Source organism: Pseudomonas sp. PSE1(2024) (assembly GCF_050990555.1).
Lineage (GTDB): Bacteria > Pseudomonadota > Gammaproteobacteria > Pseudomonadales > Pseudomonadaceae > Aquipseudomonas > Aquipseudomonas aphyarum.
This window is the reverse complement of record NZ_CP158967.1, coordinates 2,880,721-2,906,175: the sequence shown is the minus strand read 5'-3', so window position 1 is coordinate 2,906,175 and position 25,455 is coordinate 2,880,721. Positions and strand designations below refer to the sequence as shown.

General features: G+C 61.6%; 28 protein-coding genes. 12 read left to right on the top strand and 16 right to left on the bottom strand.

The features are described 5' to 3' along the window. Positions 1-55: 55 nt before the first annotated feature. Positions 56-304 (bottom strand): hypothetical protein, encoded by a 249-nt coding sequence (locus ABTV87_RS13100; protein ID WP_433899853.1) that lies wholly within the window; start codon positions 302-304, stop codon positions 56-58. A gap of 161 nt (positions 305-465) precedes the next feature. Between ABTV87_RS13100 and ABTV87_RS13095 the strand changes: the two genes are divergently transcribed. The 5 genes from ABTV87_RS13095 (at position 466) to arsH (ending at position 3,243) form a co-directional block, all read left to right on the top strand. Then, positions 466-933, top strand: coding sequence for a metallophosphoesterase family protein (locus ABTV87_RS13095; protein ID WP_433899690.1), 468 nt, complete (start codon positions 466-468; stop codon positions 931-933). 43 nt (positions 934-976) lie between these two features. Continuing rightward, positions 977-1,597: a LysE family translocator gene (locus ABTV87_RS13090; RefSeq protein WP_433899689.1), complete on the top strand. Its 621-nt coding sequence runs from the start codon at positions 977-979 to the stop codon at positions 1,595-1,597. Positions 1,598-1,714: 117 nt separating this feature from the next. Beyond that, a complete protein-coding gene (locus tag ABTV87_RS13085) occupies positions 1,715-2,062 on the top strand; it encodes a metalloregulator ArsR/SmtB family transcription factor (RefSeq protein ID WP_085747440.1) in 348 nt (115 codons plus the stop codon). 9 nt (positions 2,063-2,071) lie between these two features. Next, the gene (locus ABTV87_RS13080) at positions 2,072-2,542 is read left to right on the top strand and encodes an arsenate reductase ArsC (RefSeq protein ID WP_433899688.1); all 471 of its coding nucleotides are present in this window, start codon (positions 2,072-2,074) and stop codon (positions 2,540-2,542) included. Between the two features lie 11 nt (positions 2,543-2,553). After that, the gene (gene arsH / locus ABTV87_RS13075; protein ID WP_064595868.1) at positions 2,554-3,243 is read left to right on the top strand and encodes an arsenical resistance protein ArsH; all 690 of its coding nucleotides are present in this window, start codon (positions 2,554-2,556) and stop codon (positions 3,241-3,243) included. Positions 3,244-3,300: 57 nt separating this feature from the next. Here arsH and ABTV87_RS13070 read toward each other — a convergent pair whose 3' ends face one another. From ABTV87_RS13070 to ABTV87_RS13050, 5 genes are all read right to left on the bottom strand, one after another. Further along, positions 3,301-3,651: a copper-binding protein gene (locus ABTV87_RS13070; RefSeq protein WP_221535198.1), complete on the bottom strand. Its 351-nt coding sequence runs from the start codon at positions 3,649-3,651 to the stop codon at positions 3,301-3,303. After that, positions 3,648-6,806 (bottom strand): efflux RND transporter permease subunit, encoded by a 3,159-nt coding sequence (locus ABTV87_RS13065; RefSeq protein ID WP_085604540.1) that lies wholly within the window; start codon positions 6,804-6,806, stop codon positions 3,648-3,650. The genes ABTV87_RS13070 and ABTV87_RS13065 overlap by 4 nt, the downstream gene beginning before the upstream one ends. Further along, complete coding sequence (locus ABTV87_RS13060) at positions 6,803-8,050, bottom strand: efflux RND transporter periplasmic adaptor subunit (protein ID WP_221535196.1); 1,248 nt, start codon at positions 8,048-8,050, stop codon at positions 6,803-6,805. The genes ABTV87_RS13065 and ABTV87_RS13060 overlap by 4 nt, the downstream gene beginning before the upstream one ends. Further along, positions 8,047-9,303, bottom strand: a complete 1,257-nt coding sequence (locus tag ABTV87_RS13055; RefSeq protein ID WP_433899687.1) for a TolC family protein — start codon at positions 9,301-9,303, stop codon at positions 8,047-8,049. Before ABTV87_RS13055 ends, ABTV87_RS13060 begins: the two co-directional genes overlap by 4 nt. 99 nt (positions 9,304-9,402) lie before the next feature. Then, the gene (locus ABTV87_RS13050) at positions 9,403-9,744 is read right to left on the bottom strand and encodes a hypothetical protein (protein ID WP_221535195.1); all 342 of its coding nucleotides are present in this window, start codon (positions 9,742-9,744) and stop codon (positions 9,403-9,405) included. Between the two features lie 158 nt (positions 9,745-9,902). Here ABTV87_RS13050 and ABTV87_RS13045 point away from each other — a divergent pair, with 158 nt between their 5' ends. Beyond that, positions 9,903-12,287, top strand: a complete 2,385-nt coding sequence (locus ABTV87_RS13045; RefSeq protein WP_433899686.1) for a DUF3772 domain-containing protein — start codon at positions 9,903-9,905, stop codon at positions 12,285-12,287. Positions 12,288-12,315: 28 nt separating this feature from the next. Here the strand turns inward: ABTV87_RS13045 and ABTV87_RS13040 are convergent, their stop codons facing one another. Genes ABTV87_RS13040 through ABTV87_RS13030 form a run of 3 tightly spaced genes read right to left on the bottom strand, consistent with a single transcriptional unit; the run spans position 12,316 to position 14,462 of the window. Then, complete coding sequence (locus tag ABTV87_RS13040) at positions 12,316-13,293, bottom strand: saccharopine dehydrogenase family protein (protein WP_433899685.1); 978 nt, start codon at positions 13,291-13,293, stop codon at positions 12,316-12,318. Next, on the bottom strand, positions 13,290-13,691 hold the full coding sequence (locus ABTV87_RS13035; RefSeq protein ID WP_085604557.1) for a VOC family protein: 402 nt from the start codon (positions 13,689-13,691) through the stop codon (positions 13,290-13,292). Before ABTV87_RS13035 ends, ABTV87_RS13040 begins: the two co-directional genes overlap by 4 nt. Positions 13,692-13,718: 27 nt before the next feature. Beyond that, on the bottom strand, positions 13,719-14,462 hold the full coding sequence (locus tag ABTV87_RS13030) for an SDR family NAD(P)-dependent oxidoreductase (protein WP_433899684.1): 744 nt from the start codon (positions 14,460-14,462) through the stop codon (positions 13,719-13,721). A 139-nt stretch (positions 14,463-14,601) separates the two neighbouring features. Between ABTV87_RS13030 and ABTV87_RS13025 the strand changes: the two genes are divergently transcribed. Next, on the top strand, positions 14,602-15,489 hold the full coding sequence (locus ABTV87_RS13025) for an AraC family transcriptional regulator (protein ID WP_170929352.1): 888 nt from the start codon (positions 14,602-14,604) through the stop codon (positions 15,487-15,489). An 11-nt stretch (positions 15,490-15,500) separates the two neighbouring features. Here the strand turns inward: ABTV87_RS13025 and ABTV87_RS13020 are convergent, their stop codons facing one another. Both ABTV87_RS13020 and ABTV87_RS13015 read right to left on the bottom strand, forming a co-directional pair. Continuing rightward, complete coding sequence (locus ABTV87_RS13020) at positions 15,501-15,665, bottom strand: DUF2986 domain-containing protein (protein ID WP_085605168.1); 165 nt, start codon at positions 15,663-15,665, stop codon at positions 15,501-15,503. Positions 15,666-15,735: 70 nt separating this feature from the next. After that, positions 15,736-16,617 (bottom strand): LysR family transcriptional regulator, encoded by an 882-nt coding sequence (locus ABTV87_RS13015; protein ID WP_433899683.1) that lies wholly within the window; start codon positions 16,615-16,617, stop codon positions 15,736-15,738. Positions 16,618-16,718: 101 nt separating this feature from the next. Here ABTV87_RS13015 and ABTV87_RS13010 point away from each other — a divergent pair, with 101 nt between their 5' ends. From ABTV87_RS13010 to ABTV87_RS13000, 3 genes are read left to right on the top strand one after another with little or no spacing between them, the layout of a single operon-like run. Further along, a complete protein-coding gene (locus tag ABTV87_RS13010; protein WP_221535191.1) occupies positions 16,719-17,783 on the top strand; it encodes an alkene reductase in 1,065 nt (354 codons plus the stop codon). A gap of 11 nt (positions 17,784-17,794) precedes the next feature. Beyond that, the gene (locus tag ABTV87_RS13005; protein WP_127797891.1) at positions 17,795-18,631 is read left to right on the top strand and encodes a pirin family protein; all 837 of its coding nucleotides are present in this window, start codon (positions 17,795-17,797) and stop codon (positions 18,629-18,631) included. 49 nt (positions 18,632-18,680) lie between these two features. Beyond that, the gene (locus tag ABTV87_RS13000; RefSeq protein WP_221535189.1) at positions 18,681-19,265 is read left to right on the top strand and encodes an isochorismatase family protein; all 585 of its coding nucleotides are present in this window, start codon (positions 18,681-18,683) and stop codon (positions 19,263-19,265) included. 97 nt (positions 19,266-19,362) lie between these two features. Here ABTV87_RS13000 and ABTV87_RS12995 read toward each other — a convergent pair whose 3' ends face one another. From ABTV87_RS12995 to ABTV87_RS12980, 4 genes are all read right to left on the bottom strand, one after another. Next, positions 19,363-20,058, bottom strand: a complete 696-nt coding sequence (locus ABTV87_RS12995) for a tRNA (adenine(22)-N(1))-methyltransferase (protein ID WP_433899682.1) — start codon at positions 20,056-20,058, stop codon at positions 19,363-19,365. Positions 20,059-20,174: 116 nt separating this feature from the next. After that, positions 20,175-20,888, bottom strand: coding sequence for a class I SAM-dependent methyltransferase (locus ABTV87_RS12990; protein WP_433899681.1), 714 nt, complete (start codon positions 20,886-20,888; stop codon positions 20,175-20,177). 102 nt (positions 20,889-20,990) lie between these two features. Further along, on the bottom strand, positions 20,991-21,587 hold the full coding sequence (locus ABTV87_RS12985) for a LysE family translocator (RefSeq protein WP_433899680.1): 597 nt from the start codon (positions 21,585-21,587) through the stop codon (positions 20,991-20,993). A gap of 51 nt (positions 21,588-21,638) precedes the next feature. Next, on the bottom strand, positions 21,639-22,475 hold the full coding sequence (locus tag ABTV87_RS12980; RefSeq protein WP_085604582.1) for an AraC family transcriptional regulator: 837 nt from the start codon (positions 22,473-22,475) through the stop codon (positions 21,639-21,641). Positions 22,476-22,641: 166 nt separating this feature from the next. On the opposite strand from ABTV87_RS12980, the gene ABTV87_RS12975 reads away from it, so the two are divergent. Both ABTV87_RS12975 and ABTV87_RS12970 read left to right on the top strand, forming a co-directional pair. Continuing rightward, entirely contained in the window at positions 22,642-22,836 is a 195-nt protein-coding gene (locus ABTV87_RS12975; protein WP_007955366.1) for a PLDc N-terminal domain-containing protein, read from the top strand. Between the two features lie 210 nt (positions 22,837-23,046). Further along, positions 23,047-24,111 (top strand): alpha/beta fold hydrolase, encoded by a 1,065-nt coding sequence (locus ABTV87_RS12970; protein ID WP_433899679.1) that lies wholly within the window; start codon positions 23,047-23,049, stop codon positions 24,109-24,111. Between the two features lie 21 nt (positions 24,112-24,132). Here the strand turns inward: ABTV87_RS12970 and ABTV87_RS12965 are convergent, their stop codons facing one another. Then, on the bottom strand, positions 24,133-25,158 hold the full coding sequence (locus ABTV87_RS12965; protein WP_433899678.1) for a GlxA family transcriptional regulator: 1,026 nt from the start codon (positions 25,156-25,158) through the stop codon (positions 24,133-24,135). Between the last annotated feature and the right edge of the window lie 297 nt (positions 25,159-25,455).

The window sequence follows — 25,455 nt, the reverse complement described above, 5'->3', positions numbered from 1 at the left end:
GTAATAGCGATTGGATACAGACGGAGGACGCTAGGGCCAGTAGCCCTAGCTGATATCATTTTTTCTTGTTCGCCGGTTTTTCTGCTTTGTCTGATTTTTTAGCTTTGGTTGACTTGCTATCAGTTTTTTTTGCAGATTTTTTTGGTTCGGCGTCTTTTTTCTTGTCTTTCTTTTCAGACGATTTGGATAGCGCCGAGGCAGCCGCCGACTTTTTCGCCGGGGACGATTTTTTGTCTTTCAATTCCTTGGCATTTTTCGAGGACTCACCTTTATTTTTCTTTTCTTCTTTAGCCACGTCGACCACCTCTGGAAGTGCCGGTATTGGCACATTGCCTATGAAATTCTCCACAAGCTGATCATTAGGCGAGAGCGTCCTGAAGCGGTTCAAATTATTTGATACCGTTAAATGGCTTCATATATAACCGAACCAGCAATTCGTCTTTCAAAACATCAACGGAGATATCCATGAAAACCGCCCTGATCTCCGACACCCATAACCTCCTCCGCCCCGAAGCCCTCGCCGCGCTCCAGGGCTGTGACCAGATCATCCACGCCGGCGACATCGGCAACCCGGACATCCTCGCCCAACTGGCCAAAATCGCCCCCGTCCACGCCGTGCGCGGCAACAACGATCTCAACAGCCCGTGGGCCGAAAACCTCCCCGACCTCCTGACCTTCACCCTCAACGGCTGGCCAACCCTCCTCGTCCACGACATCGCCGACGTCCCCGCTGATCTCGATTCGGGCATCAAACTCATCATCACCGGTCACTCCCACAAACCCCGCATCGAATGGCGCGGTGAGCGTCTCTACGTGAACCCCGGCAGCGCCGGCCCTCGGCGTTTCAAATTACCGGTCACGCTGGCGATCCTCGAGATACAACCCGACCGTATCGAACCGCGCCTGATTTCCCTGCTGGATCCCCCCGCCTGAAACCGCTACCGTTCCCGCATCCAGAACAGGGAACCCACGCACCATGTCCATCGCCGACAACCTCCTCGCCTTCACTTTCGCCGCGACGCTGTTGACCCTGACGCCCGGTCTCGACACCGCGCTGGTGCTGCGCACCGCCACCGTCGAGGGCAAGCAGCAGGCGTTGCGCGCGGCGTTGGGCATTAACGCCGGTTGTCTGTTGTGGGGCGCGGCGGTGGCGTTTGGGTTGGGGGCGTTGATTGCGGTGTCGGAGCTGGCCTACAACCTGTTGAAGTATTGCGGCGCGGCGTATCTGGCGTGGCTGGGGTTGAACATGCTGCTGCGCCCTCGCCGCTCGCTGTCACCGGCCGAGGCCGACGGCAAGCCGGGGGCGAACTGGTTTTTCAAGGGCATGTTGGGGAATGTGCTGAATCCGAAGATCGGGATTTTCTACGTGTCGTTTCTGCCGCAGTTCATTCCGCAAGGCCAGCCGCTGGTGCCGTGGACATTCGGGCTGGTGAGCATTCATGTGGTGCTCGGGCTGATCTGGTCGCTGGTGTTGATTGGGGCGACGCAGCCGCTGTCCGGGTTCCTTCGGCGCGAGAAGGTGGTTCGCTGGATGGATCGCACCACCGGGATGATTTTCGTACTGTTTGCCGCGCGGTTGGCGTTCAGCAAGCGTTGAGGCGCCTGCGTTAAACACACCTTCGGTCGAGAGCTGCCACTTCATCAAACTCAAGACTTGCCCAACACATATGGATATCCGTATATTCGGACAACCATATGTACTCAAGGCATCGTCATGCTCAACCCCGCCTCCGTTTTCAAATGCCTCGCCGACGAAACCCGCGCCCGGGCCACGCTGCTGATCACCCGTGAAGGTGAGCTGTGTGTCTGCGAACTCGTCTGCGCGCTGGACGACAGTCAGCCGAAAATCTCCCGCCATCTCGCGCAGCTGCGCACCTGCGGTCTGTTGCTGGATCGCCGTCAGGGCCAGTGGGTTTATTACCGGCTCAACCCCGATCTGCCGGCATGGATTCGCACGCTGCTTGAAACCACGCTCGCCGCCAACACCGCCTGGCTGGAAGAAAACAGCGCGCGGCTGGCGGTGATGGGCGATCGCCCGCTCAATACGTCTGCCTGCTGCTGAGGATCGAAAATGCGCGTTCTATTCATGTGCACGGCCAACAGCTGCCGCAGCATTCTCTCGGAGGCGATGTTCAATCATCTGGCGCCAGCCGGTTTCGAAGCGGTCAGTGCCGGCAGCTTCCCCAAGGGCCAGGTGTTGCCGCGCAGCCTGACCACGTTGCAGGCGGCCGGTATTTCCATCGCCGGGTTGAGCAGCAAGGGCAACGAAGCCTTCGAAGACAACCCGCCGGACATCGTCATCACCGTGTGCGACAAGGCCGCCGGTGAAGTCTGCCCCGTGTATTTCGGCCCGGCGCTGAAAGCCCATTGGGGGCTGGAAGACCCGTCGGATGTGGTCGGCGATGAACGCACCATCGATGCCGCGTTCCACGCCACCCTCGCCCGAATCGAAACCCGCTGCCGGGCCTTCCTCGCCCTGCCCTTCGCCGAACTTGACCGTGATGCCCTCAAGCGCGAGCTCGACCGCATCAGCACGCTGTAACCGGAGCCGACATGACTGACCTGCCCAACCTCGATCCCTCACTGGTTCAAACAACCACGCGTGACGAAGGCGCCCACAAGCCGCGCATCCTGCTGCTGTACGGCTCGACCCGTCCGCGCTCCTTCAGTCGTTTGCTGGTCGAGGAAGCCGCACGGTTGCTGGAGCACTTCGGTGCCGAGACGCGAATCTTCAATCCTTCGGGTCTGCCGCTGCCGGACGATGCGCCAGGCGATCACCCGAAAGTCCAGGAACTGCTCGAACTGATGCAATGGTCCGAAGGCCAGGTCTGGTGTTCGCCCGAACGCCACGGTGCGATGTCGGCGGTGTTCAAGGCGCAGATCGACTGGGTGCCGCTGGCCCTCGGCGCGGTGCGCCCGACTCAGGGCAAAACCCTGGCGGTGATGCAGGTCTGCGGCGGTTCGCAGTCCTTCAACGTGGTCAATCAACTGCGCGTGCTGGGCCGCTGGATGCGCATGTTCACCATCCCCAATCAGTCGTCGGTGCCCAAGGCTTATCTGGAATTCGACGAAGGCAACCGCATGAAACCCTCGGCGCTGTACGACCGGGTGGTGGACGTGATGGAAGAGTTGGTGAAGTTCACGCTGTTACTGCGTGATCGCCCGGATCTGGTGGATCGTTATTCCGAGCGCAAGGAGTCGGCGGAAGAGTTGATGCAGCGGGTCAATCAGCGGTCGATCTGAAAGATTGAATAAAAACCGGCGCGATGATTCGCGCCGGTTTTTTTTTACATCACACGCTTACTTGTTGATCGACACGATGGTCGCTTTGCTGCCCTCCATCTGGAACGAAAACTTCACCCGATCGCCCACCGCCAACCCGGCCAGTTGTTCCTGAGTTGCCGCGAAGCCCATGGTCATCGGCGGCCACTGCAACGCCGCAACGGCGCCATGGGCGATGGTCACGGTGCGCTTCTCGACATCGATGGACTTGATCGTGCCCTCAGCATTCGCGGTCGGAGCCTGTTGAGTGGCGGGTTGCATCTGCATGCCCTGCATGTCGTCCATCTTCATGCCGGGCATGTCCTCGGCGTGGGCAGTCAGTGCAAACGCAACCAGCGTGCCCGCAACAGTGATCGGGATCAGTTTCATGAGGTTTTTCCTTCAGATTGGAGGGTTTCAACGGACAACTGCCGACGGCGCATCAGGCGATACGCCGCCGGTATGACAAACAGCGACAACAACGGCGCCGTGACCATACCGCCCACCATGGGCGCGGCAATGCGGCTCATGACTTCGCTGCCAGTGCCGCTGCCCAACAGAATCGGCAACAGGCCAGCGATGATTACCGCTACGGTCATCGCCTTGGGGCGCACACGTTGCACGGCGCCTTCGCGAATCGCCGCGATCAACCCGCGCTCGGTGTGATCGCCGAGGTCTTCGCGTTCGGCCCAGGCGTTCTTCAGGTAGAGCAGCATGATCACGCCGAACTCGGCCGAAACCCCGGCCAGTGCAATAAAGCCAACCCCGGTCGCGACCGACAGGTTGTAGCCCAGCAGATACAGGAACCATGCACCGCCGCTCAACGCGAACGGCAACGTGGCCATGATCAGCAGCGCTTCATCGAAGCGAGCGAACGTCAGGTAGAGCAGCACGAAGATGATCAGCAGCGTGGCCGGCACCACCAGTTTCAGCCGCGCATTGGCCCGCTCCAGAAACTCGAACTGCCCCGAATAGGTCAGGCTCATTCCGGGCTGCAATTTCACCTGTTCGCTGACGGCGTGACGCAGATCAGCCACCACCGAAGCGATGTCCCGCCCCCGCACGTCGATGTACACCCAGCCGGACGGCCGGGCATTCTCGCTCTTGAGCATCGGCGGGCCGTCCGTGACCTTGATCTTCGCCAGCATGCCGAGGGTGATCTGGCTGCCCGAAGGTGTGTAGATCGGCAATTGCTCCAGCGCGCCGGGCGAATCACGCCACTCTCGCGGGTAGCGGATGTTGATCGGAAACCGCGCCAGCCCCTCGATGGTTTCCCCGACGTTTTCCCCGCCAATGGCACCGGCGATGATGGATTGCACATCGCTGATGTTCAGCCCGTAGCGGCCAGCGGCGTTGCGGTCGATATCCACGTCGATGTAGCGGCCACCGGTCAGGCGCTCGGCCAGTGCCGAACTGACGCCGGGCAAACCTTTGGCCACCCGCTCGACAGCCTGGGTCGCGGCGTCGATCTGGGCCAGATCGTTGCCGGCGACCTTCACGCCGATGGGGCTTTTGATCCCTGTGGCGAGCATGTCGATGCGATTGCGGATCGGCGGAATCCAGATGTTGGTCAGGCCCGGCACGCGCACCACTCGATCCAGTTCTTCCACGAGTTTTTCCGGAGTCATACCCGGACGCCATTGATCGTGGGGCTTGAACTGGATCGTGGTTTCGAACATTTCCAGAGGTGCCGGGTCGGTCGCAGTTTCCGCGCGGCCGGCCTTGCCGAACACATGCTCGACTTCGGGCACGGTCTTTATCAGCCGATCGGTCTGCTGCAACAGCTGCGCGGCTTTTTGCGCCGACAAACCCGGCAAGGCCGAAGGCATGTACAGCAGATCACCCTCGTCCAGCGGCGGGAGGAACTCGCCACCGAGCCGCGAAATCGGCCAGGCCGCGCTGACGAATACCAACAGCGCCACCAGCAAAGTGAATTTCGGCCGGCGCAGTACCACGTCCAGCGCCGGCTGATAGATCCGGATCAGCCAGCGGTTGAGCGGGTTGTGGCGTTCATCCGGAATCCGCCCGCGAATCCAGTAGCCCATCAGCACCGGCACCAGCGTCACCGACAATCCCGCTGCTGCCGCCATGGCGTAAGTCTTGGTGAACGCCAACGGACCGAACAGCCGCCCCTCCTGGGCCTGCAAGGTAAACACCGGAATGAACGACAGCGTGATGATCAGCAAACAGAAAAACAGCGCCGGCCCCACCTCCGCCGCCGCGTCGGTCATCACCTGCCAATGGCGCTCGCCCTTGAGCGCCTGCCCCGGATTGGCCGCGTGCCACGCCTCGATTTTCTTGTGGGCGTTCTCGATCATCACCACCGCCGCATCGACCATCGCACCAATGGCGATGGCGATCCCGCCCAACGACATGATGTTGGCGTTCAAGCCCTGATAACGCATCACGATGAAGGCGATCAACACACCCACCGGCAACGAAATGATCGCTACCAGCGACGAGCGCAAATGCCAGAGGAAGATCCCGCACACCAGCGCGACGACGATGAACTCTTCGAGCAGTTTGTGGCTGAGATTTTCCACGGCGCGATCAATCAGCTTGCTGCGATCGTAGGTGGTGACGATCTCCACGCCGGGCGGCAGGCTGCTTTTCATGTCATCGAGTTTGGCCTTGACCGCCGCGATGGTCTCGCGGGCGTTCTTGCCGCTGCGCAGGATCACCACGCCGCCAACGGTTTCGCCTTGGCCATCCAGTTCGGTGATGCCCCGGCGCATGTCCGGCCCGGTCTGAACCGTTGCGACATCGCCCAGAGTCACCGGCACCCCGCCAGCACCGAGTTTTAACGGGATCGCCCGAAAATCATCAAGCGTCTTGAGGTAGCCGGAAGCGCGCACGATGAATTCGGTTTCGGCCATTTCCAGCACGGCTCCACCGGTTTCCTGATTGGCCTTGCCGATGGCTTCGCGCACCTGCGCCAGGGTGATGCCGAGGCTGGCCAGCCGCACCGGATCGGGCTGCACCTGATACTGCTTGACCATGCCGCCGACGGTGGCGACCTCGGCGACGTTGGGCAGGGTCTTGAGCTCGAACTTGAGGAACCAGTCCTGCAACGCCCGAAGCTGCGCCAGATCATGTCCACCGCTGCGATCCACCAGCGCGTACTGATAGATCCAGCCCACCCCGGTGGCATCCGGACCCAGTGCCGGTTTGGCGCTGGCCGGCAGGCGACTCTGGATCTGGCTCAGATACTCCAGCACCCGCGAGCGCGCCCAGTATTGATCGGTGCCGTCCTCGAACAGCACGTACACGAAGCTGTCACCGAAGAACGAATAACCGCGTACGGTTTTCGCCCCCGGCACCGAGAGCATGGTGGTGGTCAGCGGATAGGTCACCTGGTTCTCGACAATCTGCGGCGCCTGTCCGGGGTACGGCGTGCGGATGATCACCTGCACATCGGACAGATCCGGCAGCGCATCGATCGGCGTGCTCTGCACCGACCACACGCCCCACCCCGTGACAAACAGCGTCGCCAGCAGCACCAGAAAACGGTTGGCGACGGACCAGCGAATCAGCGCAGCGATCATGGCTGACTCCCCGAAACGTTCCCGTCTGTTTCAAGCGGCTCGGCGACGATGCCCTTGAGACTGGCCTCGGAATCGAGCAGGAACTGGCCGGACGTCACGACGTTCTGCCCTTCTGCCAGGCCTTCTAGGATCACCGTTCTGCCGGCGCTTTCCTGGCCGAGCCGCACCTCCACCGGGCGATAGTGCCCCGCGTCTTCCGCGAGCATGACCAAGTCGCGCTTGCCGGTGCGGATCACGGCTTCACTCGGCACCCACAATTGACTCTGCCCGGTCGAACGGTTCAGCCGCACTTGCGCCGTCATCCCCGGCCGCAAGCGGCCATCGGCATTGGACAGCTCGATCCGCACGCGCAGGGTACGACTGTCCGGGTTGGTGTCCGGCAGAATCGCGCTGACCATTCCGTTGAACACGCAGCCAGGAAAGGCCGACAGATGCGCTTCGACGGCCTGCCCCACGGCAACCGAACCGGTCTGCGATTCCGGCACCGCCACCGCGAGCCAGACACTGTTCAGCCCGTTGACCCGCGCCAGGGTTTCACCGCTCGCCACGGTCATGCCCGCCCGCACGTCGAGTTCTTGCAGTACGCCACCCAAAGGGCTGGTGACCGTCAGTTCGGACTGCACCTTGCCGCTGCGTTCCACCTGAGCGATCAGGCTCGACGGCATCCCGGTCAGGCGCAACCGCTGGCGCCCCGCAGCGATCAAGTCGGCATCGCCGCTGCGCCTGAGCGCCAGAAACTCGCTCTGGGCCGCCGTCCATTCCGGCACGAGGATGTCGGCCAACGCCGCGCCAGCCGTGAGCACATCCCCCGGAGCACGGGCGTAGACCCGCTCGACAAACCCGTTGGTACGCGCCTGGATCACCGCGACATCGCGCTCGTTGAACGCCAGCACGCCGCTCACATCGAGGCTCGAGGTGAAGGCGCCGCGACTGACCGGCGCCACACGCAGACCGAGGTTCTGACTCAACCCCGGATCGATGCTGACGGTCGCACTGTCCTCCGCGCCGCTGGCGTATCGCGGCACCAGTTGCATGTCCATGAAGGGAGACTTGCCCGGTTTGTCGAACTTCTGCTGCGGGAACATCGGGTCATACCAGTACAAGGCCTTAGGCTCAGTGCTCGGCGCCGGAGCTGCAGCCGTTCCACCATTCATTCGTTGATAGGCCAATCCGTAACCGCCACCCACGCCCACCGCCAGCGCGAGGCCGGCCAGCCACACACCGTTCCATTGTTTAAGGTTCACAGGCTGGTCTCCCCATAAGCGAAATGCAGGCGCGCAGCAGTCAGTGCGCGCTGTTCTTCCATGTCGATCTGTTTGAGGCGGGCCTCGATGAGTTCGCGGCGAGCGCTGACCACCGCATTCAAATCGCCCTTGCCGGCGCGATAACTGGCCAGGCTCAGATCGACTTTCTCTCTGGCCAGCGGCACCAGGCTTTCCTCGGTGCGGCGCACGGCCCGATCGAGGCGCTGGTAGTCGGCCAACTGGTTCTCAAGCTGTTCGGTGTGCTCGCGGGACAAGGCCTCGCGCTCGGCTTGCAGCTGGCTGACCTCGGCCTGTCTGGCGGCGATTTTCGGGTTCTGCCGCGTCTCGGGAAACAGCGGCAGATCCCAGGAAAACTGCACGCTGACCATGTCGCCAAACTCACGGCCCCGGTGCTGGTAATCCACTTCCCAGCTCCAATCGGACTTTTTCTCGGACATTGCCTCTTGCACCCTGGCCTCGGCTTCGCGGGTCATGGGGGCGAAAGCGGCCAGTTCAGGATGGTGTTGCAGCTGATGATTGAAGGTCGAGGCATCGACCGGCCACGCGGGCAAACCGCCCTCGGGCTTGTCGTTGGCTGCGGTGCCGATCCAGCGTTTGAGCGCGGCTCGGGCCTGGGTGCGTTCAAGGGTCAGATTGTCCTGTTGCTCGGCGAGTCGGGCCGCTTCCTGCTTCGGCGTCACCGCGTCAGCAGGTTGCGCGCGGCCACCGGCAATCTGCGCCCGGACGGTCTCGCTCAGCAGACGGTTTTCCTTGAAGAGGTCCTGGAATAAAGCCTCTTTGCGCTCGACCGAATAGCCGCTGATCCACGCCAACGCCGTCGCCTGGCGGACCTTTAAACGCTCGACACGTCGCTCGGCCGCCGCGCGTTCGATGGCTGCGTCGGCAACCTCAACGCGCGCCTTGCGCTTGTCTGCGTTGGGCATTTCCTGCCGGTAACCGACCATTTGCATGGTCATGAAGTCCTGATCGAGGCTCCAGCGATCCGGGCCGCCCACGGGGTAGTTCTGCAAACCGAGCACAAGCTTGGGATCGGGCAACTCGCCCGCCGGAATGGCCGCGCTGCTGGCGGCCTGGATTTTCTGGTCTTGTGCGGTCAGCGACGGCGCATTGTTTTCGGCCAGCCGCAGCGCTTCATCGAGTGTCAGCGCGACGGCGAAACCCGGCCACGCGAGCACGCTTGCCGCAAGGCCGGCCAACAAAGGCCAACCCGTGCAATTGCACTTGAATGTCATGTTTACGATTCCTGTGATCGTCCACTGCGCGCGGCGTAAAACACGCGCACAGCCAAATCACTCCGCCTGGGCGGAATGAGCTTCAAGGGAAGACAGGAATCAGGTGCGGGGCGGTCGCCAGACCCCGGACGGGGCCGCTACGGGCAGGGAATCACTGAAGAACGAATGCGTGACGGGACTGAACACGGTAACGGGCGGCTTAAGGATCGCGACTTGCAGCAGGCCGCCGGTCTTGCACTCCTGCCCGGGTTTGCAGGGGGAGCCATGGTCGGCAGGACTCTTCATGTCCTGGCAGCAATCCATGTTCATGCCGTCCATCATCGCCATGCCCATGGCTTGCATCGGGCAGGGTTCTGTCGGTGCCTGCACGCCCGCCATCCCGCTGAGGGGAAGCGCCAGGCTGATCAGGAAAACGAGACAAAACCGCAGATAGCGTTTCATGGCCGGGAGTCTAGTCGTGAAAACGGGTGCCTACAATCGGCTGCCCGGCGATCTCACAGGACACGCATTAAGCCAGGATTAGCAGCAGAAAATGATGCAGCAGGCGCCCGATCACCTAACCTCAATGTTTGTGTGATCAACCGGAATCGGCCAGTCCCATGCGTAATGCATTGAAGTCATTGATGTTCGTCGCCCTGATCCTGCTCGGCTCCGGGGTTATGGCGGTGTCGGCTGCCGATTTGCCTGGCACACCGGATGTCAGCACCGGCGCCCCGCTCCCCGGCGTCACGCAAAGCGATCTGCAGGCCCTGCAACTGCGCCTCGACGGCCTCAAGCAGCAGATCTCGTCCGCCAACAATTACAACCAGCTCGAAGGCCCGCAGGATCGGGTGCAGACGTTCATTCTGGACATCGATCGGCTGTCGGCCTCGCTGTTGCCGCAGCAGGCGCAACTGACCGTACAACTGGGCGTGCTCGGTGCCGCGCCGGCCGAAGCAGTCGCCGCCGAACAAGCCGATATCGCTGCGCAACGGGCGACGTTGATCGAGCAGAAAACCAAAGTCGATACGGCGCTGAAGAACCTCGCCACCCTCAAGCAAAGCGCCACGGACCTGATCACCCAGATCGCGGGCATCCGCCGCACGTTGCTCGAAAGCGAACTGACGCTCAGCACCCACAGCATTCTGAATCCCGGCTTCTGGACGCCCCTTTTCAATCCATCGGCGGATGACCGCCAGCGCCTGCGGTTTTTCGTCGAACAGGTGCAACAGACCGGCGCCGAGGCGTGGCAACCCGGCCAGCGTTTTTACACCGCCCTGCTGGTGGTGCTGGCCTTCATCGTCTGGACGCTGGGCCGGCGACTCGCCGACCGCTGGCTGGCGTGGGTATGCATCCACCGCATGCCGGAGGGTCGGCTGCGCCGCAGTTCGCTGGCGTTCGCCTCGGCACTGGCGACACTCGCGACCACCGCCATCGCCCTGCAACTGCTGTATTACGCCTGCACCCGTCACGTGCCGTTGCCGCCGATGCTGGCAACGTTTTCCGATGAGTTCGAGAAAGTCGTTTACGCCTGCGTCCTGATCACCGGTCTGAGCCGCGCCTTGCTGTCCACCGAGCACCCGTCGTGGCGGCTGCCGGCGGTGGCCGACGAGGTCGCACACACGCTCCAGCCATTCGCGCGGATCCTGGCCGCGACGCTGTTGGTGCTGGTCACGGCGGTGCAGGTCAGCAATGCCTCGGGCATGAGCAGCCAGATCGTGATCGCCGGGCGCGGGGTGATTGCGATAGTGGTGCTGGGCATCGTCACGACGTTGCTGATGCGTGTCGGCAAGGTGCGCAAGGTCTTGGTGGCGGCCGGGGATACGCAGGTGTCGGGCAACACCTTCGCTGGCGTGATTTACACCGTCGCCACCCTGGCGATGGTGCTGTCGTTCGGCGCTCTGCTGACGGGGTATGTGTCGCTGGCGCGGTTCATCACCTATGAACTGGTGTGGGCATTTATCGTGTTCTCGGGTTTTTACCTGCTGATGCAGTTGCTCAAGGACAGCTGCGAGTACTTCTTCTCACCCCGCCATTCAAGCGGCAAGGCGCTGAAACAGCTGCTCGGCGTGGGGGATCGACGTCTCGAACAGGCCTCGACCCTGCTGGCCGGCTTCGGTCGGGCTGCGCTGTTGCTGTTGGCGGTCATCACCCTGTTCGTCGGCGGGATCGGCACCACCCTGGGCCAGCTGGTCAACAATATCGGCACGATCCTCGGCGGCGCCGGACTGCGCAAACTGAACATCGTCCCCGGCCATTTGCTCAACGCGATGCTCGCGCTGCTGATCGGCATCTACCTGATCCGCGCCCTGCGCCGCTGGCTCGACAACGAGTTTCTGCCCAAGACCGACATGGACCCGGGCATGTGCGCCTCGCTCAGCACGCTGTTTTCCAACATCGGTTATGCGGTGGTGATTCTGCTGACCCTGTCATCGCTGGGCGTGCAATGGACCAACCTGGCGTGGATCGTCAGCGCCCTGTCGGTGGGCATCGGCTTCGGCTTGCAGGAGATCGTGAAGAACTTCGTCTCCGGGCTGATCCTGCTCACCGAACGCCCGGTCAAGGTCGGCGACCTGATCAGCATCAGCGGCGTCGAGGGCGACATCCGCCGGATCAACGTGCGCGCCACCGAAATCCAGCTAAGCGACCGCTCGATCGTGATCGTACCCAACTCACAACTGATCTCGCAGAACCTGCGCAACGTCACCCTCGGCGGCAGCGCCCAGGGCGTGGCGACGCTGGAGCTGATGTTCCCGCTGGATATCGACCCCGAACAGGTGCAGAACCTGCTGTTCGACACCTACAAGGAACACGAAACCATCCTCGAAAAACCGGCGCCGTTCGTGCGCTTCAGCAAGCTGACGCCGGACGGGATTACGTTGACGGTGACCGGGTATGTCGCCAGCCCGAGGATTGTCGGGACGACCAAGAGTGATTTGCTGTTCGAGATTCTCAAGCGGCTGGGGGCTGCGGGGATTGAGCTGGCGAAGCCGCCGAGTACCTGAGGGGGTTGCGGTTCATCGCCCGATGGTTTCAGAAGTCAGTCACGGTTGTACCTGCAATGCTCTCGGCAAAGCCGGCACCGAACACGCGGGCCGGCGTTTCAAAACCCGGTCGCCGCTCCCCCTCCATCACTCGACGCGCGGCCGCCACTGCCGCCAACGGGGTGTAGGTATAGCCATTGACCGTTTCAATGACCGACCGCGCGGCGCTGCTATTGGCGCCCGAGACTTCTGCCACCGCACGGGCGCGGTGAGCCGCACGCTGTTCGGCGCTGGGGCCGTCCGGCAACAGCGACAAATCGCCCTCGGGAAACGCATCGCCACTGATGTGCACGTACATGGCGATATCGGGAATGCCGGTGGAATGCCAGCCCGTGACCAGATCACCAAACGACAACGGCGCGCACAGCACGGGCCCGTCACCAAAATCGAAAGACCGGGGCTGTGCGTCGGGCGTGGCGATGAGTTGTCCGTCAACCCGGGCCAGCAAACCTGCGTCAATAATCTCGCCGACACTCAGAGCCGATCCGCGCGACATGGAGCCTGCTACCTGCAGCGCAATTTTCAGCGAATGTGGTGCCTGCACGCGTCGAGCGACATGCATCGCCAGACAATCGGTCGGCACCACATCCCAGCCGACGCCGGGCAACAACATGACACCGGCCTTCGCGGCCTCGGCGCCCAGCTGCTCGGCCCGTCGATAGACATTGATCTCTGCGGTGATGTCCAGATAGTCCACCCCGGCCCTGATACACGCCTGCATCAACACGTCCGCCGTCTGCGCGAACGGCCCTGCAAAGTTCAGCAATACCGCAATGCCCTCCAGAGACTCCGCTGCAAGGGTCTCAGGTGCGAATACTCGATAAGGCACATCCAGTTGCGCCGCGAGGGATTCGATTTTTTTTGCCGTACGACCGGCAATGACGACGTCCAGGCCCAGCGACCGGGCATGCTCCGCCGCCATGCGCCCGGTGTACCCCGTCGCCCCATAGATCATTAATGTGCTCATTGGCCGTGCTGCCATTTTTTGTAGACGAATTCGAGGCTGTAGCCGTCCGAATCGAGGACGTTGGCCGCGTAGTAATCGGGGTCGTAGTGCAGGCGTGCGCCCGGGGCGCCGTTGTCGACAGCACCGCTTTCGATGGCCGCTGCGTAGGCAGCGTCGACCTGCGCCGTGTTGCTCGCGACGAAGCCAACATGCACGGCCCGCCCCTCTACTACGCCCTCACGCAACCAGAAAAACATCCGGCCGTTGGCACCGAATCCCTTCAGGTCTGGATGCCCTGGTGGGCCGTCCTTGCCGTCGTAATCGAGCCTTGCGGTGATGCCCAGTGGAGTCAACACTGCAGTGTAGAAAGCAATCGAGCGTTCAATGTCGCTGACCGACAGAAAAATATGATCAAGCATGATGCCACCTCGCATTCGGGTATTGATTCAGATGAAGTAACCGCCCGCGACCTCAATGGATTGAGCATTGATCCAGCCGCTCTCATCAGACAGCAAGAGGGCAATCACCCGAGCGACGTCCTGCGGCTCGCCCACCCGACCGAGCGCTGTTTGCGAAGCGAGCAAGGCCTCGAACTCGTCATTCAGACCGCCGCCCAATTCAGTGCGGATCGCACCCGGCGAAACCGCGTTGGCCCGAATGCGACGATCCGCAAATTCCTTGGCCATGTAACGCGTCAGCACTTCCAGTCCGCCCTTGGCAGCAGCGTAAGGCGCGACTCCGGGCATCGCGACGCGAGTGGTGGCGCTGGTCAGATTGACGATACTCGCGCCCTCTTTCATCAGGGACAGCAGGGTCTGCGTGAGAAAGAACGGCCCTTTGAGGTGGGCGTTCAACAGACCGTCGAACTGTGCCTCGGTGACTGTTTCCAGCGAATTGAACAGGCCGTGGCCGGCGTTGTTGACCAGCCCGGATAGCCTTTTTTCGCCCCAAGTAGCCTGGAGTGCGTGAACGACCTTCTGGCGGAAATCGTCGAACTGACTGACGTCGGCAACGTCCAGTTGAAGCGCCACGGCGGTGCCACCCGAGACTTGAATGCGCTGGACGACCGAAGCTGCCGCCTCGGCATTGCGCTGATAAGTCAGGATGACGCCCATACCGAGTCGTGCACACTCCTCGGCCGCACTGGCGCCGATGCCACGGCTGCCGCCGGTAATAACGATAACGCTCATGCGCTGCTCCACTGTCATTTGAGTTGAAGCACCACAGTAGCCATCGGCCGGGCGGCGAGCGCAGCGGTTCCTCTTCGAAACCTGCCTGTTTCTGCTTTTTGCTTGCGCGGGTGTATCCGTGTGGGGTCAGATGCACGGCATGAACAGCCAACTGACAGAACTTCGCGCCCTGGCCCGAAACGCGCAGAACCGCCGCACGGAAACAGGCATTCCACGGGTTGCCATGGTTCAGGGTGAAATCCCTGAACACTTGCTGGCGGCGGTTTACCAACCGATGATCAACCTGATCCTGCAAGGCAGCAAATCCATGACCATCGCCGACCGTACGCTGCATTACGACCCGGCGACCTACTTTGTCATGTCCATCGATCTGCCGGCCGTCGGCCAGGTTCACCCCTCTCCCGCTGGCGAGCCGTACCTGGCAGTGAGTCTGACGCTTGATCCGGTTGTCTTGACGACGCTGCTGGCCGACCTGCCCAAACCTCTCGGCCAACACGAGCAGGACGCCGGTTTTTCGGTGGCGGCTGTCACCCCGCCCTTGATGGATGCCTGGGTGCGGATGCTGCGTCTGATGGGCCAGCCTGAAGAGATCGCGGCACTGGCGCCGGTCTATGAGCGGGAGATTCTGTACCGTGTCCTGCAAGGCCCCCATGGCTGGATGCTGCGGGACATCGCTGCCCCCGACAGCGCCATGGCGCGCGTCAACCTGGCCATTGCGCACATACGGCAGGACTTTGCCGAACCGATCCGGGTAGACGACCTGGCCCGGCTTGCGTCAATGAGCGTGTCCGCCTTCCACCGACACTTCAAAGCCGTTACGGCGCTGAGTCCATTGCAGTATCAAAAGCGGGTTCGTCTGCTACAGGCCCGGACGCTGATGGTGGCGAGTACCAGGAATGTCACCCAGGCGGCGTTCGAAGTGGGGTATGAAAGCGCTACACAGTTCAGCCGTGACTATGCACGGGTGTTCGGTTTACCACCGTCGCGGGACGCGGCGCGGATACTTGGGGAAACCCGAAACGGTTGAACCCCGCTCAATCAGTCCTCGGTGACAGCACTTGCTTCGGGGGTCGCTTCAGCCGCCATTTTCAGGCGATCCGCCTTGCTGATGTACTTCGGTTTGTTGCTCTTGGGTGCCAGTTTGGCGTTGGCCTTTCTGGATTTTTCCTTGAAGAGCTGTTGCAGTTTTTTCTGACGGTTCATGGTGATTTGGCCTGCTTGAAAGTTGTTGGATGATATCAGCTTCAATCCGTTACTGATCCCAGAGTACCCCTCACACGCAATCGAGCCTGTCACGCAGAAACTCGATGAAACGTTGCGTCTTGGCCGGGAGCAGTCGCGTCTCTGTCAATGCGTAGACCGAAACCGGTGGTGCCTGCCATTGCGCCAGCACTCTGCGCAATGTTCCGCTCGCCACATCCTGGACGGCGATACCCTCCGGTAACAGCGCGATCCCCAGATCCAGAGACGCCATGCGCCGGAGCATGCCCACACTGTTGAGTTCAAAACGTCCTCCGACCTCCACCTGTTCGCTCCCGGTTTCACTGATGAGTGTCCAGTGGTCAGAACCGGAGCCACGCATTCTGAGGCATTCATGATTGATGAGTTGGGCAGGTTGCTCCGGTTCCCCGAACAGTTCGAGATACCGGGGCGATGCGTAAAAAGCACGCTTCATACTCGCCAACTTGCGGGCAATCAGGTTTGAGTTCGGCGGTTCGCCCATCCGAATGACGATGTCGACCGGGTCGCTGACCAGATCCACCTGCCGTGGTGTGAGTTCAAGATCGAAGCGGATACCCGGATACTCACGGGCAAACTCGGCAATCAGCGGCGCCAGATAGATAGTGGCGAAGTCCACCGGCATCGAAACCCGCAGCAAACCACTGGGCCGGGCAAGCATTTCGCCCAATTGCTCATGGGCCAGTCTCGCCTCTTCCACGATCCGCTTGCAGCGCTCGAAATAAAGTTGCCCGGCCTCCGTCAACTCGATCCGGCGTGTCGTGCGGTGCAACAGACGCAAGCCGATGGCCTTCTCCAGGCCACTGATGCGCCGGGAAAGCGTTGAGTTGGGCATGCCCAGCGACTCCGCCGCCCCACGAAAGCCGCGCATTTTCACAACTTCCACAAACAACGCCATGTCGTTCAGGTATTCCAAAAAGATTGCTCCATCAGTGGATCAGTCATTTCAATTTTGACGGATTTATCCCGAATTTGAATTGACTGATGATAGCTCCATCACTACTGAGGAGCACCGCGATGAACCCACTTTTTTCTGAAATCCAGATCGGCCGTCACACCCTCTCCAACCGTATCGTCATGGCACCCATGACGCGTTCGCGCGCCGATGATGACGGTGTACCGACGGATCTGGTCGCGACTTACTACGGTCAGCGCGCCAGTGCCGGGCTGATCATTTCCGAAGGCGTGTTTCCCGTTGCTCTCGGCAAGGGCTACGTCCGAACGCCGGGTATCGCAACTGCCGAACAGATGGCGGCCTGGAAGCAGGTCACGGACGCCGTGCATGCCCGTGGCGGTCGCATCTTCATGCAACTGATGCACTGCGGACGGGTTTCCCACCCTTCATTGCTCGCCAATGGCGCTCAGCCGCAGGCACCTTCTGCCATCAAGGTAGAGGGGCAGACCTACACCGCCAACGGTTTGCAGGATTTCGTCGTCCCGCACGCCTTGACCATCGTCGAAATCGCTGCCGTCGTTGAGGGCTATCGCCAGGCTGCACGCCGCGCGATCGAGGCGGGTTTCGATGGTGTCGAGTTGCATGCGGCATCCGGTTATCTGCCGGAGCAATTCTTGTCCACTGGCAGTAACCAGCGAGATGACGAATATGGCGGCCCGGTTGAAAACCGCGTCCGCTTCGTGCTGGAAGTGCTCGCCGCCATGGCGGATGAGATTGGCGGTGACCGCGTCGGCATCAAGATTTCGCCCGAAATGAACTTCAACGACATCGTCGATGCCAACCCGCAGGAAACCTACACGCACCTGGTCGAACAACTGCGCGCTTTCAATCTCGCTTACCTGCATGTCGCGCTGTTCGGCGCCACGTTCGACTACCACGCAGCGCTGCGACCTCTCTTTACCGGGCGCTACCTGATCGGCAGCGCTCTCGACAAAAATACCGCCGAATCCCTGATTTCCAGTGGCCAGGCCGATGCGGTGGTGTTTGGCAGTGCGTTTATCGCTAACCCTGACTTGCCCGAGCGTTTGCGCAGTGGTGCCGAGCTGAATACTGCGGACAAAAACACCTTTTACGCCCCGGGCCCAGAAGGCTACATCGACTACCCGACCCTGTCCGTAGAGGCTTGAGGAACACCGCCATGCTCACCACCGCACGTTTGCAGCGCATGAACCACGGCAGCCGATTCAGGGCGTTCACCCTGCGAGGCGATCGGCATGCGAAACCGATCGACCCGTTTTTGGGCGTCGATCACGCCTGGATCAGCGGACCGACGTTTCCGGCCCACCCTCATGCAGGGTTCTCGGCGGTGTCTTACCTGTTTATGGATTCGCAAACCGGTATCGATAACCAGGACTCACTGGGCAATCGCAACCTGATCCAGCCCGGTGGTCTGCACTGGACGGCGGCGGGCAATGGCGTCGTGCACGAAGAAGTTCCGGCCGAGCCCGGCAAGACCGTTCACATGCTGCAGATTTTTATCAATCTGCCGGAGGACAAACAGTCGCAAGCACCGTTTGCCTTCAGCGTTGAATCTCAGGAGGTGCCGGTCGTTCATTCGCCGGGCGTGAAGGTTCGAGTGCCTCTGGGCAGCTTCCACAACGTTGTGTCTCCTCTATCGCTGCCAACCGACGTGCGACTGCTGGACATATCACTGGAGGCCGGGCGCGAACTGAGTGTGTCGATTCCCGAAGGTCATGTGGCGTTCGTCATGCCCATAGACGGCGAAGTGTCTGTCGATGGCCACCCCTTCGATCTGTCCGATCCGAAAGTACCGGTCAATCTCCCGCAAGGGGCGGATCGTAGAGTCACCTTGAGTGCGCCGACCGGCAACGCCAAGGCCGTCGTTTTCTCAGGCACGCCCTTGAACCAGCCGGTGCATTGGCAGGGCCCGATGGCGCTCGCTTCTTCAGAAGCCCTGACCGCCGCCGTGGCCCGCTATCAACGGGGTGATTTTGGAAATCTGAATCTTCGCTGACTCCACCACCGGGGGCATTCCCCCCCTTTCAAATGCCAGGAGAACCACCATGACGTACGAAAACTTCAGTGCCGACAATGCTGCCCTTCTGCTGATCGATCACCAGGTCGGGACCATGGGCTGGGCCAAATCGATGGCTTTCGAAGAACTCAAACGCAACGCCCTGATGCTCGCCAAGGCCGCGCGCATTCTGAAAATGCCCGTCGTGTTGACCTCCAGCATGGAAGAGCACGCACAAGGTCCGCTCCTGAGTGAGCTTGAGCAGATCCTGCCGGCTGAGTTTGCGAGCCGCATCAAACGCCTTGGCATCGTCAACGCCATGGACGACGAACACTTCGCCGCCGCAGTGAAGGCGACCGGTCGCCGTAAACTGATCATAGCCGGCGTCACCAACGACGTCTGCACCGTTTACCCGGCGCTCTCGCTGGTGCGTGATGGTTACGAAGTCCAGGTCGTCGCCGATGCCGGTGCGTCACCAACCAAAGCAGCCGATGACATCGCGTTGCGCCGCATGGACAAGGCCGGTGTCACGCTGACCAGCACCAACCAGTTGATTGCCGAACTGGCCGGTAGCTGGGCGACGCCTGAGGGTGGTGAATTGGTGCAGGTGTTGATGGAGTCTTTCGGTAGCTGATCGCGCTGGAATCATTGCCCGGTGTGGCGCTGGCAGGCGCAGCACCGGGCAAACCTGACTTCGGACAGGATCGCCCTCATTAGCATCTCCGAGAGTTTCACCCCAGCACGTCAGTGATCCAGCGCACCTGCTGCTTCAGATCCTGCACCTTTTGCTCGCATACCCCATGCCGAGCCCGAGCGAAGTGGCTCAGCGTCTGCTGCTTGTGCCGCAACCGATGCTGCCACTTGCTGACAAACGCAGGACTGCGCGTCTGCAACTGCAGCGGCCCGAAGTACAGTTCTTCGGCGGTATAAGTCACCGGCTCGCCTAGCTCGGCTACGATGATTTCGTAGTCGAAGCGGTTTTCGTGCAGCACGTCTTCGCAGAGGATTCGATAGCCGTTGTCCATCAGCCATTGGCGCAGCGGTTGTTCGCCGCCGTTGGGTTGCAGGATCAGACGTTCGCGGCCGCTCAGGCGCGCCTTGCCGCCTTCGAGAATGTCGCGGATGGTCTCGCCACCCATGCCGCACACGGTAATTGCCGTGATCCCGTCCGCCGGCTCGACGGCCATCAAGCCATTGGCCAGGCGCACAGTGACCTGCTGCTCAAGATCGTTTTCGCGCACGGTGCGTTGTGCCGAACGGAACGGCGTCTCGGCCATCTCGCCCGCCACCGCCGCCGCGATCGCGCCACGGCGCATCAGGGCCACCGGCAGGTAACCGTGATCCGAGCCGATATCGGCCAACCGCGCACCGGCGGGCACATGCGCCGCCACCCGCTCCAGGCGCATGGACAATGTCTGTTCGTTCAACCGCAACCCCTTTCACTCTGAACGCCCGGCACTGGTGACCGGATCGGGGCGCGATTCTGGGGGGCAACGGCGGGGATTTCAAATGCGCGTGGTCGGATTCGTCGCTAAGGCACCGGTCAACTCGTTTTACGCGTCAACCACGCGCCCCAGAACAGGCTGCTGAAAAACCGGGTGGCCTCGCCGAATCCGGCCCCATGCAACAGCTTTTGAACCGCCGCCTCGGAATGGGGAGGATCGGCGCCCTGGAGGATTTTCCCCAGTTTGGCCTTCACCTCATCGGCGCTGGCACCGTTCTGGCGCCAGCGCTGCGCCCACGCTTCCAGCAGCAACGGCTGGCTGGCATACGCGTAGTGATTGCCGGCCACGATCAGCGGAGCTCCCGGTTTCAAACGCGCCCGAATGGATTGCAGAAGCGCTCGTTTGGCCTCATCGCCTTCCAGATGATGCAGAACGCCGATCACCGTGGCCGCGTCGTATGACTCATCGGCAGGCAAATCATCGACCGACCCGAGATGCAGATCCGTTCGTTCAAGCAAGTCATGCGACCGCAACTGCTCGGTCGCCGCCGCCAGCATCGGCTCGGAAGGATCCACCGCCATGAAGCGCCAGCCAGGCTCCAGACTTCCCATCGCGATGATTTCCTGGGCTGTCCCGCCTGCGCCAACCGCCAGAATCCGCGCCGAACCTGCGTTACCGAGACTGGCGGCCAGCATGCACGCGGCTAGGTCATGGCAAGCGTCATAGCCCGCCAGCGCAATGCGGCTTTGCTTGCCATATTCATTGGCGCGGGAGGTGTCGAATTTTTCAGTAGAGGAAGCGTTCAAGGGCATTTCTCCGTGTCCTTGAATCACCCTACGTCACGAAGATTGATAATAGAAATTCATTGATTTTATGCGGTGCATTCCTGTCAGGAATGCGGAAGGTGACGATGCCTAGACCAACACCGTCAACCAAGCCGACAGCAACAACAAAAACGCCAGCCCGGTATTCATGCGCCTTAATGCCCGTGGCGAGCCAAAGAACCGCGCACTGCCCGCGCCCAGCAGCGCCCACGCCGTCATGCACGGCAGGCAGACCATTAGAAAAACCGCCGACAACAGCAGCATCCGCGCGCTGTCGTCACCGTTGCCGCCAAACACACTCACCACCGCCACGGCCATCATCCAGACCTTGGGGTTGATCAGTTGCAGGCCGGCGGCGCCGAATACGTTGAAGCCGTCATCATTCGACGTTGAGGACTCCAACGATGGCGGCGTGCTGCGAAAGATCTGCCATGCCAGCCAGCTCAGCCACAACACCCCGGCCCAGGCCATCGCCTGCTGCACACGGGGATAGCGCAGCAAGGTTTCCCCCACGCCGAGCCCGACCACCAACACCACCAGCGCCGCCGACACACACGCGCCGAAGATGATCGGCACTGTCGCCGTCAGACCGCGCCGCGAGCTGTGGCTCATCACCAGAATATTGGTCGGCCCCGGGGTGATCGAGGCGACGAAGGAAAACAGCAGAAATGGCAACAACGATTCCATGACAGGACTCCCGAATCAGAACAGGAAGTCATGGTCGCGGTTGTGCGGGTTTCAGTCTGGAAGGTTTGAGCAGCGCTTGCGGTAATCCGCCGGCGTCAGGTGATAGGCACGGCGGAACCAGCGCCCAAGATGGCTCTGATCGGCGAAACCGAGGGCGCTGGCGACGGTGGCGGGTGTTTCGCCGCGCGCCAGCAACTGCCGGGCGCGGGCCAGGCGCAGTTGAATCAAATAGGCATGTGGCGCCAGCCCGAAAGCCGCCTTGAACGCACGAGTCAGTCGAAAGCGATCGACCCCGCAGGCCTGAGCCACGTCGTCCAGCCCGATGTCTTCGAAGGCGTGCGCATGCAGATAGTCCCGCGCCACTTGGGCCACCCGTGGCAGGCGCGGATCGAACGGCTGGCGCTTGCGCCAGTCGAGGTGCGACGTCAGCGAACCGAGCAAAGTGTCGATGGCGGTCTGGCGCACGATGCGCAAGTCGCCTTGATGCAGGGCGTTGAAGGCCTGATTGATGGCGGTGGACAGGCGCGAATCCTGGCTCAGGGTATCGGTGAATCCGAGCTGGCTGTTGTCCGGTGCGTGTTCGAACAGCACGCGCAATTCGCGCTCCAGCCAGTGCGGATCGAGATAAAGCATGGAATAGGTGAAGCCCTCCTCCGTCGGCGCGTGCCCGTCGTGGATCTCCCCCGGCTCCAGCATGAAAATCTTGCCCGGCGTACTCAGATGGCGCACGCGCCGGCAATGAAACTGCTGCACGCCCTGCTCGGTGACGCCCACCAGAAAGCTGTCATGCCAGTGCGGATCGTAGGCATGGCCCTGGAAATGGGCACGAATCGACTCGATCCCGGTGTCGGCATCCTGGGACAGCTCGATCCAGTTGCGTTTGTCCACGCAAGGCTCCGAAGGCAGTGTTGGTCGTTGAGGACGTCTACGTTACCGCGACTTTGCCGATCGGTTTAGAACATTTGTGCACGTGACCCACGCAAGCCACCCAGCAAATTAAATGAACCCTGAGTGGCATGCCTCGCCTAACCCAATGACCATCAGGAGGTAGCCCATGCAACTTGAAACCACGTGGATCGTACTGGCCGTCGTTCTTTTGCTCATCGAATTGTGGGCGATCAACAGGGTGCGCAAGAGTGAGGGGAAAGCCAGCAACAAAGGCGTCTGGATCGTATTGATCGTGTTTGTGCCGCTGTTCGGGCTGATCGCCTGGGCGCTGGCCGGGCCCAAGCACGTCACTCAGGCCTGAAACTCAAGGTCAGCAAAAGCCCCGAACATTCGGGGCTTTTTGTTGGCCGATGGTTTGTATCGCAGTGTGTACGAACGCCTCCCGGATACATGCTCGCGCATCAGCCAACGAAAACGGAAACAGCCCGGATACGTGGCCAGTCTTTAATGGACTCCAGATTCGAAGGGTTCAGCCAGAGCCCGGCCCTCGCCGATCACAAGGAGACTTGCCATGAAGCACGCACCACACGCCACCGTCACCACCGGGAAAAACCGTCGCCGCCTGCTGGGCCTGTCGATTCTCGCCACCGCGCTGCTGCAGTTCGGCGCCTTCGCCCAGGCACAAACCGCAGCCCCCGAGCCGGTCAAGACCGCAGCCGCCAGCGTCAAGGCCGATCTGCCCTTCGGCCCGCTGAAACACGTGAAGGCTGGCCTGCTGGACGTGGCCTACGCTGAAACCGGCCCGGCCAATGGCCCGGTGGTGATTCTGCTGCACGGCTGGCCGTACGACATTCACAGCTATGACGACGTTGCGCCGCTGCTGGCGGCCAAGGGTTATCGAGTGCTGATGCCATTTGCCCGGGGTTATGGCGACACGCATTTCCTGTCTGAAAAGACCGTGCGTAACGGTCAGCCGGCGGCGCTGGCCAGTGACGTAATCGATTTCATGGATGCCCTGAAAATCAAACAAGCCGTGCTCGGCGGCTACGACTGGGGCGCACGTTCGGCAGACATCGTTTCGGCGCTGTGGCCGGAGCGGGTCAAGGCACTGGTGTCGGTCAGCGGTTATCTGATCGGCAATCAGGCTGCCGGCAAGAATCCGCTGCCGCCCAAGGCCGAGCTGCAATGGTGGTATCAGTTCTATTTCGCCACCGACCGTGGTGAGGCCGGTTACACCAAGAACACCCATGATTTCGCCAAGCTGATCTGGCAACTGGCGTCACCGAAATGGGCCTTCGACGACGCCACCTTCGACCGCAGCGCCAAGGCGTTGCAGAACCCGGATCACGTCGCGATCACCGTGTTCAACTACCGCTGGCGTCTGGGCCTGGTGCAGGGTGAAAGCCAGTACGATGCGCTGGAACAGAAACTCGCCACCGCGCCGTCGATCAGCGTGCCGACCATTACCCTGGAAGGCGATGCCAACGGCGCACCGCACCCGGCGCCGGAGGACTACGCCAAACGCTTCACCGGCAAATACCAGTTCCGCCTGATCAACGGTGGCATCGGCCACAACCTGCCGCAGGAAGACCCGAAAGCCTTCGCTCAGGCGATCATCGACGCCGATCACCTCTGAAGCAGCACGCCAAACGGCTCGTCATTTGACGAGCCGTTTTTCTTTGGACGGCCGATAACCGAAATAGGCGCTGTAGCACTTGCTGAAGTGGCTTGGCGAAACAAACCCGCAGGCCACCAGCACGTCCACCTGAGACAGCTCGGTGTGTTGCAACAAACGCCGGGCCTCGGTGATGCGCAGTTCCATGTAATAGCGTTGTGGCGTGGTGCCCAGTTGTTCCTTGAACAGTCGCTCCAGTTGACGCCGGGATCGGCCGGCATACACCGCCAGTTGTTCCAGCTCCAGCGGTTCCTCCAGATTGGCATCCATCAGCTTCACCACTTCACGCAACGGCGCGCTGACGCAGATGTTCTCGGTCGGTTTGATCCGCCGATAGCGCGATTCCTCGAACGCCAGAATGTCTTCGATGCCTTCGACCAGCGCCTTGTCGTGCAGGCCCTTGATCCAGTCCAGCGCCATGTGGAACGCGCCGGACGGACTGGACGCGGTCAGCCGGTCGCGGTCGATCACGTAGGGTTCGCTGCTGACCTGAGTCGCCTTGGAAATCTCCGCCAGCGCCGGTCGATGCTCCGGGTGAATCGCACAGCGGTAGCCTTCCAGCACCCCTGCCCGGCCCAGGAACCACGCGCCGTTCCACAACCCGGCCAGGATCACGCCGGCCTCGGCGGCCATTTTCAGCAGGTTGATGAACTCGTCGCTCGCCTTCAATTCCGTGCGGTAGCCGCCGCAGATCACCAGCAGATCCAGTTCCTGCAACATGCTGGTTTCCAGGCGCGAGTCCGGGCGGATCACCAGCCCCAGGTCGCTGATCACTTCGCAGTCGCTCAAGCCGAAAGTGCGCGTGGAAAACAGACCGGGGCGCAGCAGATTGGCGGTGACCAGGGTGTCCAGCGTCTGGGTAAACGCTGGCAGGGAAAAATGCTCCAGCAGCACAAACCCGGTGCGGGTCATGCGTCCCGGCCCGCTGGCGGGCTCGTTCAGGTAGCGAAGGTTCTTGCCCTTCATGCCACCGCTGAATTGGCGTCGTTCGATCAAGGTGGGGTCCATCGTTTCGTTGTTATGGCGCCATGCTAACTGGCGCCGCAGCAAATTACTCGCGAACGGTGAGTACCGCAGGGGAGATCGTTCCCACGCTCTGCGTGGGAATGCAGCCCGGGACGCTCCGCGTCCCTTCCAACGGCGGACGCGGAGCGTCCATGGAGGCATTCCCACGCGGAGCGTGGGAACGATCGGCGTGATCAGTGCTGAAACGGACGAGCCTGCGTCCCAACGTCGCAGGCCCGGCACCTTGGCAAACGCCACACAAGGCTTAAAATCGCGCCTCCTCTTGCAGTCGCCCGAACG

What these genes read in the sequence shown, in the direction of transcription:
- ABTV87_RS13030 (WP_433899684.1), bottom strand. Translation starts at nt 14,462, where the DNA reads ATGAGCGTTATCGTTATTACCGGCGGCAGCCGTGGCATCGGCGCCAGT.
- ABTV87_RS13050 (WP_221535195.1), bottom strand. Translation starts at nt 9,744, where the DNA reads ATGAAACGCTATCTGCGGTTTTGTCTCGTTTTCCTGATCAGCCTGGCG.
- ABTV87_RS12990 (WP_433899681.1), bottom strand. Translation starts at nt 20,888, where the DNA reads ATGCCCTTGAACGCTTCCTCTACTGAAAAATTCGACACCTCCCGCGCC.
- ABTV87_RS13005 (WP_127797891.1), top strand. Translation starts at nt 17,795, where the DNA reads ATGCTCACCACCGCACGTTTGCAGCGCATGAACCACGGCAGCCGATTC.
- ABTV87_RS13080 (WP_433899688.1), top strand. Translation starts at nt 2,072, where the DNA reads ATGCGCGTTCTATTCATGTGCACGGCCAACAGCTGCCGCAGCATTCTC.
- ABTV87_RS13000 (WP_221535189.1), top strand. Translation starts at nt 18,681, where the DNA reads ATGACGTACGAAAACTTCAGTGCCGACAATGCTGCCCTTCTGCTGATC.
- arsH (WP_064595868.1), top strand. Translation starts at nt 2,554, where the DNA reads ATGACTGACCTGCCCAACCTCGATCCCTCACTGGTTCAAACAACCACG.
- ABTV87_RS13035 (WP_085604557.1), bottom strand. Translation starts at nt 13,691, where the DNA reads ATGCTTGATCATATTTTTCTGTCGGTCAGCGACATTGAACGCTCGATT.
- ABTV87_RS12985 (WP_433899680.1), bottom strand. Translation starts at nt 21,587, where the DNA reads ATGGAATCGTTGTTGCCATTTCTGCTGTTTTCCTTCGTCGCCTCGATC.
- ABTV87_RS13045 (WP_433899686.1), top strand. Translation starts at nt 9,903, where the DNA reads ATGCGTAATGCATTGAAGTCATTGATGTTCGTCGCCCTGATCCTGCTC.
- ABTV87_RS12965 (WP_433899678.1), bottom strand. Translation starts at nt 25,158, where the DNA reads ATGGACCCCACCTTGATCGAACGACGCCAATTCAGCGGTGGCATGAAG.
- ABTV87_RS13070 (WP_221535198.1), bottom strand. Translation starts at nt 3,651, where the DNA reads ATGAAACTGATCCCGATCACTGTTGCGGGCACGCTGGTTGCGTTTGCA.
- ABTV87_RS13095 (WP_433899690.1), top strand. Translation starts at nt 466, where the DNA reads ATGAAAACCGCCCTGATCTCCGACACCCATAACCTCCTCCGCCCCGAA.
- ABTV87_RS12975 (WP_007955366.1), top strand. Translation starts at nt 22,642, where the DNA reads ATGCAACTTGAAACCACGTGGATCGTACTGGCCGTCGTTCTTTTGCTC.
- ABTV87_RS12970 (WP_433899679.1), top strand. Translation starts at nt 23,047, where the DNA reads ATGAAGCACGCACCACACGCCACCGTCACCACCGGGAAAAACCGTCGC.
- ABTV87_RS13055 (WP_433899687.1), bottom strand. Translation starts at nt 9,303, where the DNA reads ATGACATTCAAGTGCAATTGCACGGGTTGGCCTTTGTTGGCCGGCCTT.
- ABTV87_RS13065 (WP_085604540.1), bottom strand. Translation starts at nt 6,806, where the DNA reads ATGATCGCTGCGCTGATTCGCTGGTCCGTCGCCAACCGTTTTCTGGTG.
- ABTV87_RS13090 (WP_433899689.1), top strand. Translation starts at nt 977, where the DNA reads ATGTCCATCGCCGACAACCTCCTCGCCTTCACTTTCGCCGCGACGCTG.
- ABTV87_RS13040 (WP_433899685.1), bottom strand. Translation starts at nt 13,293, where the DNA reads ATGAGCACATTAATGATCTATGGGGCGACGGGGTACACCGGGCGCATG.
- ABTV87_RS13025 (WP_170929352.1), top strand. Translation starts at nt 14,602, where the DNA reads ATGAACAGCCAACTGACAGAACTTCGCGCCCTGGCCCGAAACGCGCAG.
- ABTV87_RS13020 (WP_085605168.1), bottom strand. Translation starts at nt 15,665, where the DNA reads ATGAACCGTCAGAAAAAACTGCAACAGCTCTTCAAGGAAAAATCCAGA.
- ABTV87_RS13010 (WP_221535191.1), top strand. Translation starts at nt 16,719, where the DNA reads ATGAACCCACTTTTTTCTGAAATCCAGATCGGCCGTCACACCCTCTCC.
- ABTV87_RS13085 (WP_085747440.1), top strand. Translation starts at nt 1,715, where the DNA reads ATGCTCAACCCCGCCTCCGTTTTCAAATGCCTCGCCGACGAAACCCGC.